The organism is Paenibacillus tritici (assembly GCF_018207515.1).
Classification (GTDB): Bacteria; Bacillota; Bacilli; order Paenibacillales; family Paenibacillaceae; genus Paenibacillus_AQ; species Paenibacillus_AQ tritici.
Genome location: NZ_CP073365.1, coordinates 4,553,879 through 4,571,505, shown reverse-complemented (window position 1 = coordinate 4,571,505; position 17,627 = coordinate 4,553,879). Strand labels below are relative to the sequence as shown.

The following is a 17,627-nucleotide window of genomic DNA, read 5'->3' as shown; positions in this document are numbered from 1 at the left end:
TATGGCAAATACTCACACTTACAGCCGCAAGGAAGAAGTTGCAAATGCGGTTACACACGGGATCGGCGCTCTGCTCAGCATTGCTGCGCTGGTTCTGCTGGTCGTGTATGCGGCCCAGAACGGCACAGCCTGGCATATCGTCAGTTTCTCCATTTATGGGGCGACGATGCTGATCCTGTATTTTAATTCAACAATGGTGCATAGTCTCAGGGACGGCAAGGCGAAGGACTTCTTTGAATTCCTTGACCACTCTTCGATTTACTTATTCATTGCCGGAACGTATACACCGTTTATGCTGGTGGCGATCCGCGGCCCGCTGGGGTGGACCTTATTTGGCATCGCCTGGGGAGTAGCGGTATTCGGCATCTTTTTCAAAGCTTTTTTCGTCAAAAAATTCCTGTTCATGTCAACGATATTCTATATCGCTATGGGCTGGATGATCGTGATCGCCTGGAATCCGCTGTCAGAGGTGGTGGCAAGCGGCGGGATGACTCTGCTGATGATCGGCGGACTGCTGTACACTCTGGGCACCGTGTTTTACGTCTGGAGGGGCTTCCCTTATCATCATGCCATCTGGCATTTGTTCGTGCTTGCCGGTACCATTCTTCACTTCTTCGTTGTATTGTTATACATCCTTCCTATTCATTAATAGGGCAGGAATTTACCGCCTTACGGCCAGTTTTGGACAAAGAATAAGATGACAAGCAAAAAGGCTTGACATCTTTCTTTGTTTTCGGTATCATAAGGGACGTTGTGAAGCTGTAAAGTGTTTTTCCTTGACGAAGGGAGTGCCCTTAATGAGTCAGGAGAATAGGCTCGAGAAAACCAACCGGATCAACCTGTTATTTGCATTCTATGAACGGCTGCTAACTGACAAGCAACAGACGTTTCTCAAATATTATTTCCATGATGATTTCTCCCTGGGGGAGATTGCAGCGGAATTTGAAATTAGCCGTCAAGCTGTGTATGAGCATATTAAGCGGGCGGAGCAGGTGCTTGAGAATTATGAAGAGAAGCTTGGACTGCTGTCCAAGCATGAAGACCGGAACAGATATCTGGAAGAACTGCGCAGACTGCCTGATACCGGGATGTCTGAGCAATACAAACAGCAGTTCATGGAGATCATGGACCGGCTGCAGGGGTTAGATTAGCATGAAGGGAGCGAGCCGCCTATGGCATTTGAAGGTTTAACCGGAAGATTGCAGAATGTGTTCAGCAAACTGCGCGGTAAAGGGAAAGTATCCGAAGATGACGTAAACGAAGCCATGCGTGAAGTGCGGCTGGCTCTTCTGGAAGCCGATGTTAACTTCAAGGTCGTCAAGGACTTCGTGTCCAAGGTGAAAGAGAAGTCCGTCGGCACGGAAGTCATGGACAGCTTCACACCAGGCATGGTGATCATCGACATCGTTAACAAGGAACTGACCGAGCTGATGGGCGGAAGCCAGGCGAAGCTGGCTAAGTCGAACAAGCCGCCGACTGTCATCATGATGACAGGTCTGCAAGGAGCGGGTAAGACCACCACTTCAGGCAAGCTGGCGAAGCTACTGCAGAAGGGCAATCACCGTCCGCTGCTCGTAGCGGCTGATATCTACCGTCCTGCTGCGATCAAGCAGCTTGAGGTGCTGGGAGAACAGATCAAGGTTCCGGTCTTCTCGCTGGGTGATCAGACGAGTCCGGTTGAGATTGCCAGACAAGGTGTTCAGCACGCGAAGGATAACAACCTTGATTATGTAATCATTGATACTGCGGGCCGCCTGCATATTGATGAAGAGCTGATGGAAGAGCTGAAGCAGATACATAACATCGTAACTCCAGACGAAGTATTGCTTGTAGTCGATGCCATGACTGGTCAGGATGCCGTGAATGTGGCTGACAGCTTCAACAAGCAACTGGAGCTTACCGGTGTAGTGCTGACGAAGCTTGATGGTGACACCCGTGGTGGTGCCGCATTATCCGTCAAGGCTGTAACCGGCTGCCCGATCAAGTTCGCCGCTCTCGGTGAGAAGATCGACGCGCTCGAGCCGTTCCATCCGGAGCGGATGGCTTCACGGATTCTCGGCATGGGAGACATGCTGTCGCTGATCGAGAAGGCTCAGGCCAATATCGATACCGAGAAAGCGAAGGAAATGGAACGTAAGATGCGTAATGCAGAGTTTACGTTCGATGATTTCCTGGAACAGATGGATCAGGTCAAGAAGCTTGGCCCGATCGACCAGATTCTTGATATGCTGCCCGGCATGAACAAAGCCAAGGGCATGAAGGATCTGAAGGTTGATGATAAGCAGATGGGCCGTGTCGAAGCCATTGTGCATTCCATGACCAGAGCCGAGAAGGCCCAGCCTGAGATCATCAACCACAACCGCCGCAAGCGTATCGCTGCTGGCAGCGGGACCAACGTCGCCGAGGTGAACCGGCTCATCAAGCAGTTCGATGAAATGCGCAAGATGATGAAGCAGTTCTCCGGCATGATGGGCGGCGGAGGCGGCAAGGGCGGTAAGAAGAACGCTATGAAGCAGCTTAAGGGCCTTGCCGGCAAGGGCGGAATGAAGTTCCCGTTCCGTTGATCTTAATCTCTAAGATTTAAGGTTTACCCATAGATCTGATATAGTACAACATCAGAAGATCGAACAGTCTTTTGACTTTAATCTTTTGATCTTGATCTTAATGTTTAAATCTCTTCCTCTCGTTACCAGGGAACGCCGCTAGTCAAGCGTATCCCGCAGGGAGGAAAAGCGGTCTTTCCCCGAACTCTTTCCAAGTCCCGCTAATCTGAACGCCTACGCCAGTTGCACTTAGCGGGTGTCCAGAGGGCAGAGCCCTTGGGGCCCTCCCTTGGGGAAGGGAGGGTTTGGGAGGGATCGAAAAAGGGTTTATCTTAAACAATCCCCTATATTCCGATATTCTTATAAGGAGGTGAATTTCGTGGCAGTACGTATTCGTTTGAAAAGAATGGGTGCACATAAAGCGCCTTTCTACCGTGTAGTGGTTTCCGATTCCCGGTCCCCTCGTGACGGTCGTTTTATCGAGGAAATCGGTTATTATAATCCGATTGAAGTACCGGCAGTCGTTAAGATTGATGAAGAGAAAGCTCTTAAATGGCTTCAAACAGGTGCACAAGCATCTGATACCGTCCGCAACCTGCTTTCCAAAGCTGGCGTGATGAAGAAGTTCCATGAGCAGAAGCTACAGAAATAATGACTGATTGCGAGGGTCCTCTATGGAAGAATTAGTTGGTGTTATTGCTAAGGCTTTAGTGGATCATCCAGAGGACGTGGCTGTGCGGACCGTGGAGAAGGATCACCTGATTGTCTATGAACTTTCCGTGCATCCTGATGATGTCGGTAAGGTCATCGGCAAGCAGGGGCGGATCGCCAAAGCGCTTCGTACCGTAGTCACATCTGCAGCAGTCAAGAGCGATAAACGCGTTACTGTGGATATTTTATCTTAAGGATGCGCACAATGAGGGGCTAGGGATAGTATATCCCGGCTCCTTTTTGTTGAAAATATAAGAATATGTGAAGGAGAGGAACATATGACCGAAGAGTTAACAGTAGGCAGACTGGTAAATACACACGGAATCCGCGGGGAGATCAAAATCCTCTCGCATACCGACTTCCCTGAAGTGCGGTTTGCACCCGGCAAAAAGCTGCTGCTGATTCCTGCAGACGGCAGTCCGAAATTCGAGGTTACGGTAGAATCGGCCAAAGAGCATAAAGGAATGTATATTGCCAAGCTCAAAGGGTATACGAATATTAATGAAGTTGAAAAATACAAAGGCAGCATGCTCAAGGTACCGAGTGATGACCGGGTGGAGCTGCCGGAGAACGAATATTACTTCCACGATATTGTGGGTTGTGAAGTCTACACCGAGGAAGACGCTAACCAGCCGCTGGGAACAATTACGGAGATTCTGCAGCCCGGTGCCAATGATGTCTGGGTGGTGAAGCCTGCGAAGGGCCAGGATATTCTGATTCCGGTCATTAACGATGTTGTGCTGGATGTAGATATTGCGGCCAAAAGAATCACCGTGCATATTATGGAAGGGCTGCTTCCATGATCCGGATTGATGTGCTGACGCTTTTCCCTGAAATGTGTGAAGGCGTATTCGGCACCAGTATTCTGGGGAAGGCCCGTGATAAAGGCATCGTTACGCTGAACGCGGTTAACTTCCGCGACTTCTCAGGCAACAAGCATAACAGCGTGGACGATACGCCGTATGGGGGAGGGGGAGGCATGGTACTGAAGCCTGACCCTATCTTCGCAGCGGTGGAGCATGTACTTGCGCAGACTGGGGCTGACGAGGAACAGGCGGGAACTGAGGAGATAGCCGCAGTGAAGCCGCGGATTATTCTCATGTGCCCGCAGGGCCGGACGTATACTCAGCAGGTCGCTGAGGAGCTGGCCCAAGAGCAGCATCTTATCTTCATCTGTGGCCACTATGAGGGCTACGATGAGCGAATCCGTGAGCATCTGGTGACAGACGAGCTGTCGATTGGCGATTATGTGCTGACCGGCGGGGAGCTTCCTGCCCTGACCGTGATTGATTCTGTAGTGCGGCTGCAGCCGGGGGCGCTGGGCAACGAGACCTCTGCAGTAACGGATTCTTTCAGTACCGGTCTGCTGGAATATCCTCATTATACCCGTCCGGCTGAGTTCCGGGGCTGGAAGGTGCCGGATATGCTGCTCAGTGGACATCATGCCAACATCGTGGAGTGGCGGCGCGAGCAGGCATTGCAGCGAACCCTCGAACGCAGGCCGGATCTGCTTGAGAGTGCGGAGCTGACAACGAAGGACAAGCAGACGCTGAAGCGGCTGCAGGAGCAGGCAAGCCTGGAGCAGAAATAATGATAAATTTGGGCTTAAATAGAGTCATAGCTGGCGTCTTTTTAACGTATATTACGTTAGGGAGGCGTTTTTTGCTGTGTTCTGAGAACCGGGAACGGGAATTACCAACTAGAACGGATAGGCATAGAAGAAGTTTTGCCAGCGAAATAAATACGAGCAGATGTGCGTCAATACCCTTTTTCTAGGGTAATGAATAGAGGTGCCGCAAGTAGACATGCAGCTATAGACGCAGCTAGCTTAATTATCGAAAGGAATGACTGAAGTGACTACGAATACGCATGAACCATTCAAGCCAGCCGTGGACACTGTCCACAAGGAAGCGGAGCCGCTCCGCACGGTAAGCGATATTATTGATTTTTATAAGAATCGCAAATCGTAATCTTATAATCCAAGTAATCTAAGAAATGAATTAGACCCTGGAAGCAGGTTCAATAGGCTCAGTAATACAGCAAATTCCACAAATAACCGCTGAAGACAGACGAACCCGAGGTTCGCCAGCTTTGGCGGTTATTTGTTTGCTGGAGCGTGGAGAGTGCAGGCCAACAAAAAAAGACCGTCCGAAGACGGTCTCTCTACCCGAGGCGCTAGTTTGTAACTTTGATCCGTATCCCGCGCCACCAAGGCTAAAAGGTTCAGCCGTTGGTCCGGGTAAGGGATACGTTCAGCATGTCATGCTTGATGTGAACGCACCTCCTTTCCTTGTGCCAAGAGTATAGCATAGCTTTTACGGAAAATCCATTGAATTTTAATAATAATCTAAAAAAATATAAAACTCCTATTTGAAACTGGAGGGCGGGTGCGGTATATTAAAAATAGAAGCAGAAAGTAACCGCATAGTGGCATATTAGGCCAGCGGCTAACGTATCTTATTCATGGGTATTCGGTTGAGATTGCAATGTCGGGGTATAGCGCAGCCAGGTAGCGCGCACCCTTGGGGTGGGTGAGGTCGCAGGTTCGAATCCTGTTACTCCGATCAGCGCAAAAAACACTTCCGTCAAGGCGTCGTGCCTTGGCGGAAGTGTTTTTACAATAGACTATTAAATTACCGGTAGGCTATATCCTGCCCCTATCCTCATCCCGGCGGGTAAGCATGATTACCCCGGTAACGAGTGAATATAAGGCAACAACCATAAGCAATACAATAGCCCAAGTATAATTGCGTACGGTGTAGGTGAGCGAAGCGAAAATAATAAACCAGGCGATCCGCAGTACTCCTTCATTGATGAAACGTCTGCCAGCTGTACTCATGATTCCTGCCTCCTTATGGATTGTAGAATATTGTTCACAATCGTAAGCGGTTAATTTCGTATTTGTACTTTAATAGTACCCCTTTTTACACAAAATTGATACACAATGTTCACAAGTACTTGATTTCACAGCTATTTTAGTTATAGACAGTTGCCTCATGACTATAGCCGTTACCGGCTTATCCCTCCCCTCATAAGATACAGAAACACGATTGAGGAGGAAAGAGCAGATGGAAGCTTATTATAATTGTCTCCATTGCAAAGATAAGCGGGTACGTATCATGACAAAGGACGGTAAACGTCACGAAGGAATCATCGTAGATGTGGACCAGAATAATGTGTACTTGAAGACAAAAGGCAATGGCAGAATGAAAACCTCGGCATTCTATCCGGGCGGTGCGGGGAGTTATTATGGCGGCTATTATGGCTATGGCAGTGAGATCCTTACCCTAAGCTTGTTCACGCTTCTGGCCATTGCTCTGATCTGATTGCCGCATACACGTAAAAAAGTGGGCTCCTGAAGGTCAGGAATGCCCACTTTGTGCCTGATGGAAACGTCTGAGGTTATGGATTAACGGAAATGGCACCAATTTCTGTGCTTAAGGACACCAGCGGACCGCCGCCGTTGAAGTCATTCTCTTCGCCGCTCACAACGCCGGATATATCGCCGAGTTCACTGCGGGCTTTCACGGTACACTTCATTAAATCTGCCAGATCGGCAGTGATTGTGCCTATATTGCTCTGGGCCTTGAGGCTGCTGCCTTTGTCCATACCGGAAATTCCAAGCTCAATACTTCCCGTATTCGACTCGACACTGGATTTGCCGGTAATGACCGAATCTTGAAGGATGATGCTGCCAACATTGCTGCTGATTTCGAAACTCCCCTCAAGACCGCGGAGCTGAACGGTGCCTACATTATTCTCAATCTCAAATTTGCCGACGGTATCCGGAAGCTCAATTACATAATTAATACTGAAATTGGAGTCTCCGTATTTCTTCTGTGCCCAGTCCCAGAGACTCTTCTTCGTGTTATCTGTACTATGAGTAGAGACGATTAGCGCGTCCCCCTTATGTTCAATAGATACTTCTGCATGATCCAGCACGCCCGTTACCAGCTTGTGATCCGGCTGCTCATGAACAATAACAGTGGCCTTGACAGAGATCTCGTCACCGGAAGCAGGCATTACTACAATCTCTCCCAGCGCGTTATCAAGCTTAAGTACAGAAGCCGAATCTGCAGGCAGGGAGGTGGAGAATTCCCGGCTGATCCCGTTCTCGTTAATTGTGTCTTGAACCATGTCCGTTGTATGCTGGACAACGTCGCCTAGAGCGACAGTAGCATTGCTGAGACCCTGCTTAACGGCTTCAGCCGCGTCCTGCTTGAAGGTGCCGGATATGCTCTGTTCAAGCTGGTTATCTGCAGCCTCTTTGCCGGGAAGCTCTCTGCAGCCGGCCAGTAATGCAATAGAGAATACGGCCATGGCTGCAATTATTGCTGTGCTATGTTGTTTCTTCAATATATATACCCTCCTAAAGGTTAATGGTTGCTTATGTATACTCAAGTATTATATATTATGGGAAAACATTGAATAACAGGCTGGCGGCGGGTTGTGGTACTGGACCATAGTCCAGTATGGCTGTGACTTGAACGTTACAATATGATACACTGGCGTTAGATCTAAAGACCGGAAGTATGAAGCCTGGCAACTGGAACAGACCGGCACGGAAGCAGGCCGGCACAAGGTCTGTTTACTATTTTGACTGATGAAGTCAGAGGAGCGGATGAGCCAATGCAATATGCGGGAGTCTTGATTATTTTGTTGGTTGGTGCAGTTGTCTATGTCGTGTACCGCAACCGGATGAGCCAAGAGCAGTCTCATGCGCCGGAGCCGGGTAAGGCCAGCAATGTGATCTCTATGGAAGGTCACCGCAGAGCCAAGCAGAACGCTGCGGATCAGCTGTGCTCTTCCTGTAAGAAGAAGAACGGGAAGCTGATTTTTTATGCCCAGGATGATGGAAGTGTGGTCGGGCTCTGCAAGGATTGCAAGGCCAAAGCGAAGAAACGGGATATGCTGCCGCTTTGATTAAACTAAATATTACTATTGCACAAGCCTATGTTTTATGATATTATTATTTCTGTTGTGTGGAATACGGTGGTCCTCTGCGGATAATGAGGGAGAGCAACGGCTCTCCGGAAGAGGCAAGAACACCTGTACGGAAGGAGGAAGTCCTTAATGAATATCCTACAAGCAATTACACAAGAGCAACTTCGTACTGATATCCCGAGTTTTCGCCCGGGTGACACTTTGAAGGTGCATGTAAAAGTTATCGAAGGAACTCGTGAGCGTATCCAGTTGTTCGAAGGCGTTGTAATCAAACGTCGCGGCGGCGGAATCGGTGAGACTTTTACGGTTCGTAAAATCTCTTATGGTGTTGGTGTGGAAAGAACATTCCCAGTCAACTCCCCTAAACTCGAGAAAATCGAAGTGGCTCGCCGTGGTAAAGTGCGTCGTGCGAAGCTGTACTATCTTCGTGACCTGCGCGGTAAAGCTGCAAGAATTAAAGAAATTCGTCGCTAGAATAGTGACAGGGGAAAGGGGCTTGAATTCAAGCCCCTTTCGTTTATTTCTTTGAAATCTACGACTAACATTGAACTTACACATATGTGCCTTAGGAACAGCTTCTCCGAAAAGGCCTCCTGAAGGAGTAATCGCGGGGGAGTTTTTGGCAGGAGCTTTTTTGTATTGTATAGTGGAGATAACAAGATATGGAGAGGACGGTGAACTATGCAGCAGGATTTGCAGCCAGGGCAAGGCGAAGTGATAGAATCTAACGGCCAGAGCCCCCAGAAGCCTAAGAATGAAGTCCTGGAATGGATTAAAGCGATAGCAATTGCATTGGTTCTGGTTATTCTAATACGCTGGCTTTTGTTCAAACCGTTTATCGTAGACGGGCCTTCTATGAAGCCTAACTTCCATACCGGTGAACGTGTTATTGTAAACGAAATTCTCTATGATATCCGTAAGCCGCAGCGTGGGGAAGTTATTGTGTTCCATGTGCCCTCTGAAGGCAGAGACTTCATCAAACGTGTCATTGGTGTCGCGGGCGATAAAGTTAAGGTTGAAGGGGATGTCGTTACGGTGAACGGGGAACCTGTGAACGAAACGTATATCCAGGGCGCGATTGATGAAGCGCATAATAACAACATTTTGTACAATGATAAGAACTTCCCGAATGAAAAGTTTACAGACGACACTGTGCCGGAAGGACATGTGTTTGTGATGGGGGATAACCGCTCCGACAGTACAGACAGCCGGATGATCGGTTATGTGCCGCTGGGTGATATTGTCGGCCGTGCAGACCTTATTTTCTGGCCGGTGAAGGATATCTCATTCATTAATCATTAAGCTGACAGAAGTCAAAGGAGGTGACGGCAATGGCCATTCAATGGTTTCCTGGTCATATGACGAAGGCTAGACGGCAAATCGAGGATAAGCTGAAGCTGATTGATGTTGCAATAGAACTGCTTGACTCCCGTCTGCCGCTTTCCAGCCGCAATCCGATGATTGACGATATTTTGCGGGACAAGCCAAGGCTGATTATTCTGAATAAAGCGGATCTGGCCGATCCGGAAGCTACACGCAAGTGGCTGGCTTACTTTAAGGCGCAGGGTCATGTTGCCTATCCGGTAGATGCTTCTACCGGGAGCGGGATCAAGGAAATTCCGGAGCAGGTCAAGCTGCTGCTGAAGGACAAGATCGACCGGCAAATTTCCAGAGGCATCAATCCGCGCGCAATGCGGGCATTGATCGTAGGAATCCCCAACGTAGGCAAATCGACTCTCATTAACCGGATGGCAGGAAGAAGTATTGCGATTACCGGTGACCGCCCGGGGGTTACCAAGGGACAGCAGTGGATCAAAACGGGCGGTAATCTGGAGCTTCTGGATACCCCCGGTATTCTCTGGCCGAAGTTCGAGGATCAGACGGTAGGCTATAAGCTCGCAGTCACCGGAGCTATTAAGGAAGAGATTCTGAATATTGAGGATATCGCCTTTTATGCGGTGAAATATCTGGTGAAGGATTACGGAAGCCGGTTCCAGGAACGCTTCGGTATCGACAAGCTGCCTGAGGATCTGGAGAACCCGGACGAAATCGTGGCTGTTATGGAAGCAGTCGGACGTAAGCGCGGGTGTCTGATGAGCGGCGGCCGTGTAGATCTGGAGAAGGCTTCACGCGCACTTCTGCATGAACTTCGTGCCGGTAAGCTCGGACGGTTCACGCTGGAGACGCCTTAATAGCAGAGAGTGTTGTGTGGAATGGAAGAGCCATCCGTGAAAGTGGACTGGCTCTTTTTTGCGTGGACAATTAGGCAGGGAATGGAATTCTACAACGTGTTTGGTTATTGGAATAGGTGATTGCAAAGTGTTGTAATGAATGCAACATGGATGGATAGCTGCCTGTGTGTTCAGGTCGATTGTTGCAGGAATTGCAGGATATGTCCCGTTAAGCTGCTTGAAGGAGGAGAATTGCTGTTTTTTATACAACTTTTTTGGAATTGCGCAGTATTAATGAAGGGAAAGTTGCATTTGGTGCAGAATATTTAGTTCGGATATTGGGGTTAGATAGGAATTATGGGAATTATAAGTTCCCTTGAGATTCGTAGTTGTCATATATTCGTAGGATGATCATAGATGTAGCTTAGTTTAATTTTAATGGGCAGGTGGAGAGACGGTGAGTGAGATTGATATGCTTTTTTATGAAAAAGAAGGCTGGGAGCAATCCTTCCGCCATATCGCGGGTGTGGATGAAGTGGGCAGAGGCTGCTTGTTCGGGGATGTGGTGGCTGCAGCGGTCATTCTCCCGGCGGGGCTGATCATTGAGGGAGTGGACGACTCCAAGAAGCTGACAGCCAAAAAGCGTGACGCCTTGTATGAGATCATCATGGAACAGGCGCTCGCTGTAAGTGTAGGGCATGTAGAGTCCACAGTTATTGATGAAATAAATATTAAGCAGGCTGCGCGACTGGCGATGCGCAAGGCAGTAGAAGGATTAAGCCAGCAGCCGGACTATATGCTTATTGATGCGGAGAAGGTAGACTTGCCCTTGCCGCAGCGTTCCATTATTAAAGGGGATGCCAACAGTCAGTCGATTGCTGCCGCTTCGATTGTAGCCAAGGTTACACGCGACCGGCTCTGTGAAGGTGTGTGGGAGGAATTATACCCGGATTACGGGATCAAAGTACATAAAGGATATGCAACCAAGCTGCACCGTGAACAAATCAAGACGCTGGGCGTAACGCCGATGCACCGGCGCAGCTTCATCGGCAATATTCTGGCTGAGCAGGAGCAGTTATCTTTATTCTAATGAAGTTACGCAGATAATCACAAACGAACGCAATCTACCGATATAAGTAGAAAGGGAAGGGAGGCGGACAACATGAATATCGGATCACTGGTTCGTAGTTTGCTCGGTGACAGCAAGGCGGGAGAAGCTAAAGCTGTCGAGCTTAAGCAAGGTCAGGTTGTTCGCGGGGTTGTGCTGAGCGTATCGGATTCAGGAAAAGAAGCTGTGGTGCAGATTCAGGGAACGCCGGTGCGGGCGGAACTGGAAACACCACTGGCAGCAGGACAGACGCTGAACCTGCAGGTGGGCGCGCCCGGAGAAGGTGGTTTGCCGGTGCTTAAGCCGGTCTCACTAGGGGAGGCGGCCCTCGTCTCGGCGCAGAGTATGGGAGAGGCCATCGAATCGCTTGGACTTGCCAATTCCAAGGCTGGACGGGAGATTGTCCAGGCGATGCAAGCCGGAGGCCTGGCCTTCACCAAAGAGACGGCAGCGAAGCTGGATGCGGTAATGAATGCCAAACCTCCGGGCGTACCTGCCTCAGAGTGGCTGGAGGCGGCGGTGATCTCAGTGAAGCGCGGGTTGCCGGTGACGGCTGAGACAGTGAGAGGATTGCAGCAGGCCGTATTCGGACCGAAGCTGCATCAACTGCTGGCGAATCTGGAAGCGGAGCTGAACGTATGGGCGCAGCAAAGTGCTGATGGTGAAGGCGCAGGTGACACTGACGGGATGAGCAGACCAGCGGCTGGATTGCTGACAGGCGGAGCAAAAGCGCCCATAACTGGCAACACGTTAGCCATTGTTTTCCCGGGAGCGACGGCAGATTTGAATGCTCAGGCGGTAAAAACAGGCGGGGCGGGAACCGCTGCTTCTGGCCCTGCTGGCAGCATTGGTAATAATGGTAGTACGGTGCAGACTTCGGGCGCTAATGGACAGGCTGTGCTGGCGCAGCCAGGAGATGCAGATGGTACGGGAGCTGCCGCTGGATTGCGTGACGGTACAGGGAATGTAGCGGGAATGCGTGACAGCGCGGGGAATGCTGCTGGAGCGCGAGAAGGCGCAGGGAATGCTGCTGGAGTGCGTGATGGTACAGGAACTGCCGCTGGAGTGAGAGAAGGCGCGGGGAATGTAGCGGGAGCGCGAGAAGGTACGGGAACTGCCGCTGGAGTGCGAGAAGGCACGGGGAATGCTGCTGGAGTGCGAGACGGTGCAGGGACTGCCGCTGGAGCGCGAGAAGGCGCAGGGAATGTATCGGGAGCGCGAGAAGGTATAGGCAACGCAGCAGGGATACGTGACGGTACGGGGAATGTTGCTGGAATGCGAGAAGGCACGGGGAATGCTGCTGGAGTGCGTGACGCTACGGGAACTGCCGCTGGAGTGCGAGACGGCGCGGGGAATGTAGCGGGAGCGCGAGAAGGTATAGGCAACGCAGCAGGGATACGTGACGGTACGGGGAATGTTGCTGGAGTGCGGGACGGCGCAGGGAACGCAGCTGGAATGCGAGACGGTGCGGGAGCCACAGTGGCAGCGCGTGAAGCTGCGGGACCGGCCCTGCTCGCGAAGCTGCAGGGCGTGCTCTCCGAGCTGCGCGGCAGCCTGCCGCAGCTCGCTGCCGTGCCCCCCGCCTCCGGCGCGGCGGGCGGCAGCCCCTCCCCAGCGGCTGCGCCGCCGCTGGGGAACACAGCCCCGCCAGCACCGGCGGGGCAAGACCCGGTCCCCGCTGCACCGCGCGGGGACACTGCCGCCACCCAGGGGACAGACCCCTGGGTGGGGCGGATCTTGAAGCTGCTCGGTGCGGAGCACGAGCAGCAGGTCTTGCGCGGCGGCGGAGCGGGAGCCGCGCCGGTGGCGTCCGGCGGCGCAGAAGATGCCGCCGGGACGCTCAAGGGCGTGCTGCTGCAGGTGCTCGGCAGCAGTGAGATCCCGCCTGCGGTCAAGGAAGCCGCGGGCCAGCTGGTACAGCAGCTGACGGGTCAGCAACTGCTGCTGAATACGGACCGCACCGCGCCGTTCGCGCAGGTGACGATGTTCCTGCCGCTGCAGGGGCCGGACGGCCGGGAGACGGCCTCCGTCCACATCCAGTCACGGCGCGGCCGCAAAGGGGAGCTGGATGCGGCGAATTGCCGCCTGTGGTTTGACCTGGACATGAAGCAGCTGGGCCAGACGATGGTGGATGTGCAGGTGGTGGACCGGATTGTCAGCCTGAGGCTGCATAACGATCAGCCTTGGGTGCTGGAGCTGCTGGAAGGGCGCCGCGAGGAGATCAAGGCGGCGGTGGAATCCATTGGTTATCAGCTGTCCAGCCTGCGCACCGACCCGTTACCGGAGCTGAGTGTGGCGGCAGCGGCGGCCAAACCGTCCGATTATGCTCCGAATGAGTACAAAGGAGTAGATTACCGCATATGAGTGAGTCTGAGCAAAAGGTTCCGCAGAACCTCAAGAAGGCGGTGGCCCTCAAATATATTCCGGGTCAAAGCGAGGCTCCGGTAGTTGTCGCTAAGGGACAGGGACCGGTAGCTGATCTCATTCTGCAAAAAGCAAAGGAAAACGGAGTGGCTGTGCAGGAGGATGCGGCGCTGGTAGAGGTTCTGTCAAAGCTTGATCTCGATCAGCAAATTCCTCCTCAGCTGTATCAGCTGGTAGCGGAGATTCTTAGCTATGTGTACCAGAGTGACCGGACCGCCGGGGAACGGAGACAGAAGTGAACGCCCGGGCGGACGGCGGAAGCTACACCCGCAAAGAGAAAGGCGCCGCTGCCGAGCAGGCGGCAAGATTGTACTTGACTTCAAGGGGGTATCTGATCAAAGAATGTAACTGGCGCTGCCGCAGCGGAGAGCTGGATATCATTGCAGAATATGAAGGGGGACTGATCTTCATTGAGGTGCGTAGCCGGAGCGGATCAGCCGCGCAGGGTACCGCAGAAGAGTCGGTCGATGAACGCAAAATCCGTCAGGTGAGAAATACAGCTCAGGTATATCTACATATGCAGAATATGCATCAGGCAGTGATCTCCTTTGATGTGATCGCTGTGCAGCTTAATGCGGATTTGAGCATTGCCTCGCTCCGGCATATCCGGGAGGCATTTTAGCTTTTTGGCTGTCCTTTACAGGACGGTGTAGTCGTTTCCGCTTGAAATATGCCTTCTATTTCTCGCTGAAACGTACGATAATCCTTGACATAAGCTGGACTTCATGGGTCATTTCTCAAAAGAAATGGGTAAACATTAGTGTGACTTTTAATGCCACCATGAGGAGGGCTGCCGGAATGAGGAATCAACCAATGAATATACAGGTAAGCTTCACTTGCCAATATTGCGAGCATAATGTAGTAGCGGAACTTGGCGCAGAGCCCTTATCAGTTGTACACTGCAGTAATTGCAACAAGACATTTACCGTTATGCGTCCTGCAATAGCGGAAGAGATATTGATTGACTGGGAGAATGAAGCATTATTCCACAAGATGCGTGCCGAGAAAACCCAAGACAGTAATAGCAGCCTCTTGTCGCTGGTCATCAATGTGATCGAGCTGCTGACCTGGCGGGATAAGGGCAATGGACAAGTAGAGGCGATTAAGGAAATGCGCCAATGGCTGATCGAGCATGAAGAAGCCCCGCCGGTGGCAGAATTAATACAAATGGATGTGAACCGGCGAGCGGGCAAGCGGAATTGGCGTGAATAAGGCCTAAATGGCGCTGGCGAAAGGGGAAGATGTATTGTCCAGAGTGTATTTTACCTCAGATCATCATTTTGGCCACAAGCTGATCATAGATTTTGAATCGCGGCCTTTTGCGGATGCCGAGGAGATGGACCAGGCGATGATTGCAAGCTGGAATGCTGTGGTCGGCAAAGAGGACAAGGTATTTCATCTGGGCGACTTCTCCTTTTTGAATCAGGTGGATACCCGAAATATCGTAACTGCCCTGAACGGTTATAAAATACTGATTCTCGGCAATCACGACCGCGGGCGCGGACGGGCCTGGTGGCTTGCAGCCGGGTTTGACGAGGTCAGTGAATACCCGCTGATCTATAAGGAGTTTTTTCTGCTCTCTCATGAGCCTATGTATATGAACAAGCATATGCCTTACGTGAATGTGCATGGACATATTCATGGGCAGAGGTATGAAGGCAATCATCATTTTAACATTTGTGTGGAGCACTGGAATTACACTCCGTTGTCCTTTGAACAGATAAGAGATGCCGTTACTGCCAGCGAAGAGGGCTGAATTAAATGATACTTTGGTCATAGATGCACAATTATGCAAGACTAATGAAGCTGCTGTTTTGTGCAGCGGGTTATGCGCAATAATCCTTGCATAGTGTGTAAGGTTCTGAGTATACTGAAATGAATAGAGCTGTCGGAAAAAGAGGAAGCACCTTTTTTCCTGGAAAATGAACGCCTCGTGCGGGCGTATTTCTGGAGAAGAGGTGTTTTTTGGTGTACGGAAAAATGAATAGCGCATGTTTGTATGGTATTGAGGGTGTAATGATTGGAGTAGAGATTGATCTGTCGAACGGCTTGCCGCAGACCCATATCATAGGCTTGCCGGATTCGGCCGTCAGGGAAGCCGTGGAGAGAGTACGGGCAGCCGTGAAGAATTGCGGATACAGCTATCCCCAGCAGCGGGTTACGATTAATCTGGCACCTGCAGATCTGCGAAAGGAGGGATCGGCATTCGATCTCGCCATCGCCCTGGGGATTCTGACAACAAGCGGCCAGCTTATTATGCCGGATGCCGGGAAAATGCTGCTTATCGGAGAATTGGCGCTGGACGGCAGTCTGCGTCCGGTAAATGGAGTATTATCTATGGTTGAGGCTGCGCGCAAGGCCGGAATAGATGCGGTACTAGTTCCGCCAGGCAATGCTGCTGAGGCTTCCTTAGTATCGGGGATGATTGTGTATACGGCCGGACATTTGCAGCATCTGCCGCAGCCGGGCCAGCTTCTGCCGCCGATTCCGGCAGAGCCATCCGAAGAGTCCGCTTCCAGCCAACAGCAGGCCAGCTTGCCGTTTCCGGTAGCTGTGAGCATCGACGCCTCCTCCAGGAAGCGTCCACCGGTCCTTGTCCTGGAACTGGACCATTTGAGATACAAGCCGGTAAGAGTATCCGGTCAATTGCAGCGACCTCGGCCAGATCATCTAATGATGGAAGATTACAGCGATGTAATCGGACAGAATCATGTGAAGCGGGCGCTTACGATTGCTGCGGCCGGGATGCACAATATTATTCTGATTGGACCGCCGGGCACGGGTAAAACAATGCTAATTAAGCGGTTACCCGGCATCCTTCCTGACCTTAGCGATACGGGGTCGCTTGAGGTGATGAAGATATTCAGTGCTGCAGGGAAGCTAAGGGATGCCGGTGGAGATTTATTGCGCAGCCGCCCGTTTCGTTCGCCCCATCACACAATCTCGGCAGCCGGATTGATCGGCGGCGGGGGAATCCCGAAGCCCGGGGAGGTTAGTCTTGCGCACCGCGGCATTCTTTTTCTGGATGAGCTTCCTGAATTCTCCCGCACCGTGCTTGAAGTGCTCCGCCAGCCGCTGGAGGACGGGGTAGTGACGATCAGCCGGGCCAGGGCCACCTTCACCTTCCCCGCCCAGTTTCTGCTGGCTTGTTCTATGAATCCCTGCATGTGCGGGTTCCTCGGCAATGGCAGTACGCAGCAGCGGTGCACCTGCAGTCAGGCCAAAATCGCCCAGTACCGGGCCAAAATCTCAGGCCCGCTGCTGGACCGGATGGACATGCAGGTTGATGTTCCGCGCCCCAGGGAATGGGACAGAGGCGCGCTTCCGGTGTCAACTGCACAGATGCGGGAAGAGGTTCTGCGGGCTCAAGCTGTTCAAGCGGAACGTTACAGCCGCCTGCCGATCTCCTGGAACAGCGAGCTGTCAGGGGCGGCATTGCGAAGGTATGCGGCGCTGCATGCTGAAGAAGAACTGCTCCTGAATAGTATCCTGGAGAGCCTGGGGCTGAGCATGCGGGCGCATGACCGGATCATCAAGCTGGCCCGTACGATTGCCGATCTGGAGGGAGCGGCTGATATCGGCGCGGCGCATCTTGCCGAGGCGGTCCAATACCGCAATCTGGACCGGCAGGTGACGGCAGAGGAAGAGTAATACTGAGACTGTCCAGAGCGAAAAGGGGCGGATAAGCCAATGCCAAATACCCTGCCCGGGGCCGCCGGTCAGGGT

Annotated in this window: 22 protein-coding genes and 1 tRNA gene; 21 read left to right on the top strand and 2 right to left on the bottom strand. The window is 51.8% G+C overall.

All coding sequences use genetic code 11. From position 1 onward, the window contains the following. The first annotated feature begins 1 nt into the window (after nt 1). The 9 genes from trhA to KDC22_RS19695 all read left to right on the top strand — a co-directional run bounded on the left by trhA (nt 2) and on the right by KDC22_RS19695 (nt 5,818). Nucleotides 2–649, top strand: a complete 648-nt coding sequence (trhA, locus tag KDC22_RS19730; RefSeq protein WP_173133079.1) for a PAQR family membrane homeostasis protein TrhA — start codon at nt 2–4, stop codon at nt 647–649. 148 nt (nt 650–797) lie between these two features. Beyond that, complete coding sequence (locus KDC22_RS19725; RefSeq protein ID WP_173133082.1) at nt 798–1,151, top strand: putative DNA-binding protein; 354 nt, start codon at nt 798–800, stop codon at nt 1,149–1,151. A gap of 21 nt (nt 1,152–1,172) precedes the next feature. Beyond that, the gene (gene ffh / locus KDC22_RS19720; RefSeq protein WP_173133085.1) at nt 1,173–2,564 is read left to right on the top strand and encodes a signal recognition particle protein; all 1,392 of its coding nucleotides are present in this window, start codon (nt 1,173–1,175) and stop codon (nt 2,562–2,564) included. Nucleotides 2,565–2,922: 358 nt separating this feature from the next. Next, on the top strand, nt 2,923–3,195 hold the full coding sequence (gene rpsP, locus KDC22_RS19715; RefSeq protein ID WP_173133088.1) for a 30S ribosomal protein S16: 273 nt from the start codon (nt 2,923–2,925) through the stop codon (nt 3,193–3,195). 22 nt (nt 3,196–3,217) lie between these two features. After that, nucleotides 3,218–3,448 (top strand): KH domain-containing protein, encoded by a 231-nt coding sequence (locus KDC22_RS19710; protein ID WP_020432321.1) that lies wholly within the window; start codon nt 3,218–3,220, stop codon nt 3,446–3,448. 84 nt (nt 3,449–3,532) lie between these two features. Continuing rightward, entirely contained in the window at nt 3,533–4,057 is a 525-nt protein-coding gene (rimM, locus tag KDC22_RS19705) for a ribosome maturation factor RimM (RefSeq protein ID WP_211720074.1), read from the top strand. Further along, nucleotides 4,057–4,845, top strand: a complete 789-nt coding sequence (gene trmD, locus KDC22_RS19700; RefSeq protein WP_211724112.1) for a tRNA (guanosine(37)-N1)-methyltransferase TrmD — start codon at nt 4,057–4,059, stop codon at nt 4,843–4,845. Before rimM ends, trmD begins: the two co-directional genes overlap by 1 nt. Before the next feature lie 253 nt (nt 4,846–5,098). Further along, a complete protein-coding gene (locus tag KDC22_RS33780) occupies nt 5,099–5,224 on the top strand; it encodes a hypothetical protein (RefSeq protein WP_281424912.1) in 126 nt (41 codons plus the stop codon). Nucleotides 5,225–5,744: 520 nt separating this feature from the next. Continuing rightward, nucleotides 5,745–5,818 (top strand) — tRNA-Pro (locus tag KDC22_RS19695). 80 nt (nt 5,819–5,898) lie between these two features. Here the strand turns inward: KDC22_RS19695 and KDC22_RS19690 are convergent. Further along, a complete protein-coding gene (locus KDC22_RS19690) occupies nt 5,899–6,093 on the bottom strand; it encodes a hypothetical protein (RefSeq protein ID WP_173133094.1) in 195 nt (64 codons plus the stop codon). A 229-nt stretch (nt 6,094–6,322) separates the two neighbouring features. On the opposite strand from KDC22_RS19690, the gene KDC22_RS19685 reads away from it, so the two are divergent. Then, a complete protein-coding gene (locus KDC22_RS19685) occupies nt 6,323–6,580 on the top strand; it encodes an LSm family protein (RefSeq protein ID WP_173133098.1) in 258 nt (85 codons plus the stop codon). 76 nt (nt 6,581–6,656) lie between these two features. On the opposite strand, the gene KDC22_RS19680 is transcribed toward KDC22_RS19685, so the two are convergent. Further along, complete coding sequence (locus KDC22_RS19680; protein ID WP_211720073.1) at nt 6,657–7,610, bottom strand: hypothetical protein; 954 nt, start codon at nt 7,608–7,610, stop codon at nt 6,657–6,659. 291 nt (nt 7,611–7,901) lie between these two features. Here KDC22_RS19680 and KDC22_RS19675 point away from each other — a divergent pair, with 291 nt between their 5' ends. The 11 genes from KDC22_RS19675 to KDC22_RS19625 all read left to right on the top strand — a co-directional run bounded on the left by KDC22_RS19675 (nt 7,902) and on the right by KDC22_RS19625 (nt 17,552). Continuing rightward, the gene (locus KDC22_RS19675; protein WP_211720072.1) at nt 7,902–8,177 is read left to right on the top strand and encodes a hypothetical protein; all 276 of its coding nucleotides are present in this window, start codon (nt 7,902–7,904) and stop codon (nt 8,175–8,177) included. 150 nt (nt 8,178–8,327) lie between these two features. Further along, nucleotides 8,328–8,672 carry a 50S ribosomal protein L19 gene (gene rplS, locus KDC22_RS19670; protein ID WP_173133107.1) on the top strand — a complete coding sequence of 115 codons (345 nt, stop codon included), beginning with the start codon at nt 8,328–8,330 and terminating at the stop codon, nt 8,670–8,672. Nucleotides 8,673–8,879: 207 nt separating this feature from the next. Continuing rightward, nucleotides 8,880–9,500, top strand: coding sequence for a signal peptidase I (gene lepB / locus KDC22_RS19665; RefSeq protein ID WP_173133110.1), 621 nt, complete (start codon nt 8,880–8,882; stop codon nt 9,498–9,500). 29 nt (nt 9,501–9,529) lie between these two features. Beyond that, the gene (gene ylqF / locus KDC22_RS19660; RefSeq protein ID WP_173133113.1) at nt 9,530–10,390 is read left to right on the top strand and encodes a ribosome biogenesis GTPase YlqF; all 861 of its coding nucleotides are present in this window, start codon (nt 9,530–9,532) and stop codon (nt 10,388–10,390) included. A 451-nt stretch (nt 10,391–10,841) separates the two neighbouring features. After that, nucleotides 10,842–11,459 carry a ribonuclease HII gene (locus KDC22_RS19655; RefSeq protein ID WP_211724111.1) on the top strand — a complete coding sequence of 206 codons (618 nt, stop codon included), beginning with the start codon at nt 10,842–10,844 and terminating at the stop codon, nt 11,457–11,459. A 72-nt stretch (nt 11,460–11,531) separates the two neighbouring features. Beyond that, nucleotides 11,532–13,841: an autotransporter outer membrane beta-barrel domain-containing protein gene (locus KDC22_RS19650; protein ID WP_211720071.1), complete on the top strand. Its 2,310-nt coding sequence runs from the start codon at nt 11,532–11,534 to the stop codon at nt 13,839–13,841. Continuing rightward, nucleotides 13,838–14,140 carry an EscU/YscU/HrcU family type III secretion system export apparatus switch protein gene (locus tag KDC22_RS19645; protein WP_173133119.1) on the top strand — a complete coding sequence of 101 codons (303 nt, stop codon included), beginning with the start codon at nt 13,838–13,840 and terminating at the stop codon, nt 14,138–14,140. The genes KDC22_RS19650 and KDC22_RS19645 overlap by 4 nt, the downstream gene beginning before the upstream one ends. Continuing rightward, complete coding sequence (locus KDC22_RS19640) at nt 14,137–14,523, top strand: YraN family protein (protein ID WP_173133122.1); 387 nt, start codon at nt 14,137–14,139, stop codon at nt 14,521–14,523. The genes KDC22_RS19645 and KDC22_RS19640 overlap by 4 nt, the downstream gene beginning before the upstream one ends. A gap of 176 nt (nt 14,524–14,699) precedes the next feature. After that, nucleotides 14,700–15,113 carry a hypothetical protein gene (locus KDC22_RS19635; RefSeq protein WP_211720070.1) on the top strand — a complete coding sequence of 138 codons (414 nt, stop codon included), beginning with the start codon at nt 14,700–14,702 and terminating at the stop codon, nt 15,111–15,113. Between the two features lie 7 nt (nt 15,114–15,120). After that, nucleotides 15,121–15,657 carry a phosphoesterase gene (locus tag KDC22_RS19630; RefSeq protein WP_246552769.1) on the top strand — a complete coding sequence of 179 codons (537 nt, stop codon included), beginning with the start codon at nt 15,121–15,123 and terminating at the stop codon, nt 15,655–15,657. Nucleotides 15,658–15,869: 212 nt separating this feature from the next. Beyond that, nucleotides 15,870–17,552 carry a YifB family Mg chelatase-like AAA ATPase gene (locus KDC22_RS19625; RefSeq protein ID WP_211720069.1) on the top strand — a complete coding sequence of 561 codons (1,683 nt, stop codon included), beginning with the start codon at nt 15,870–15,872 and terminating at the stop codon, nt 17,550–17,552. The last annotated feature ends 75 nt before the right edge of the window (nt 17,553–17,627 follow it).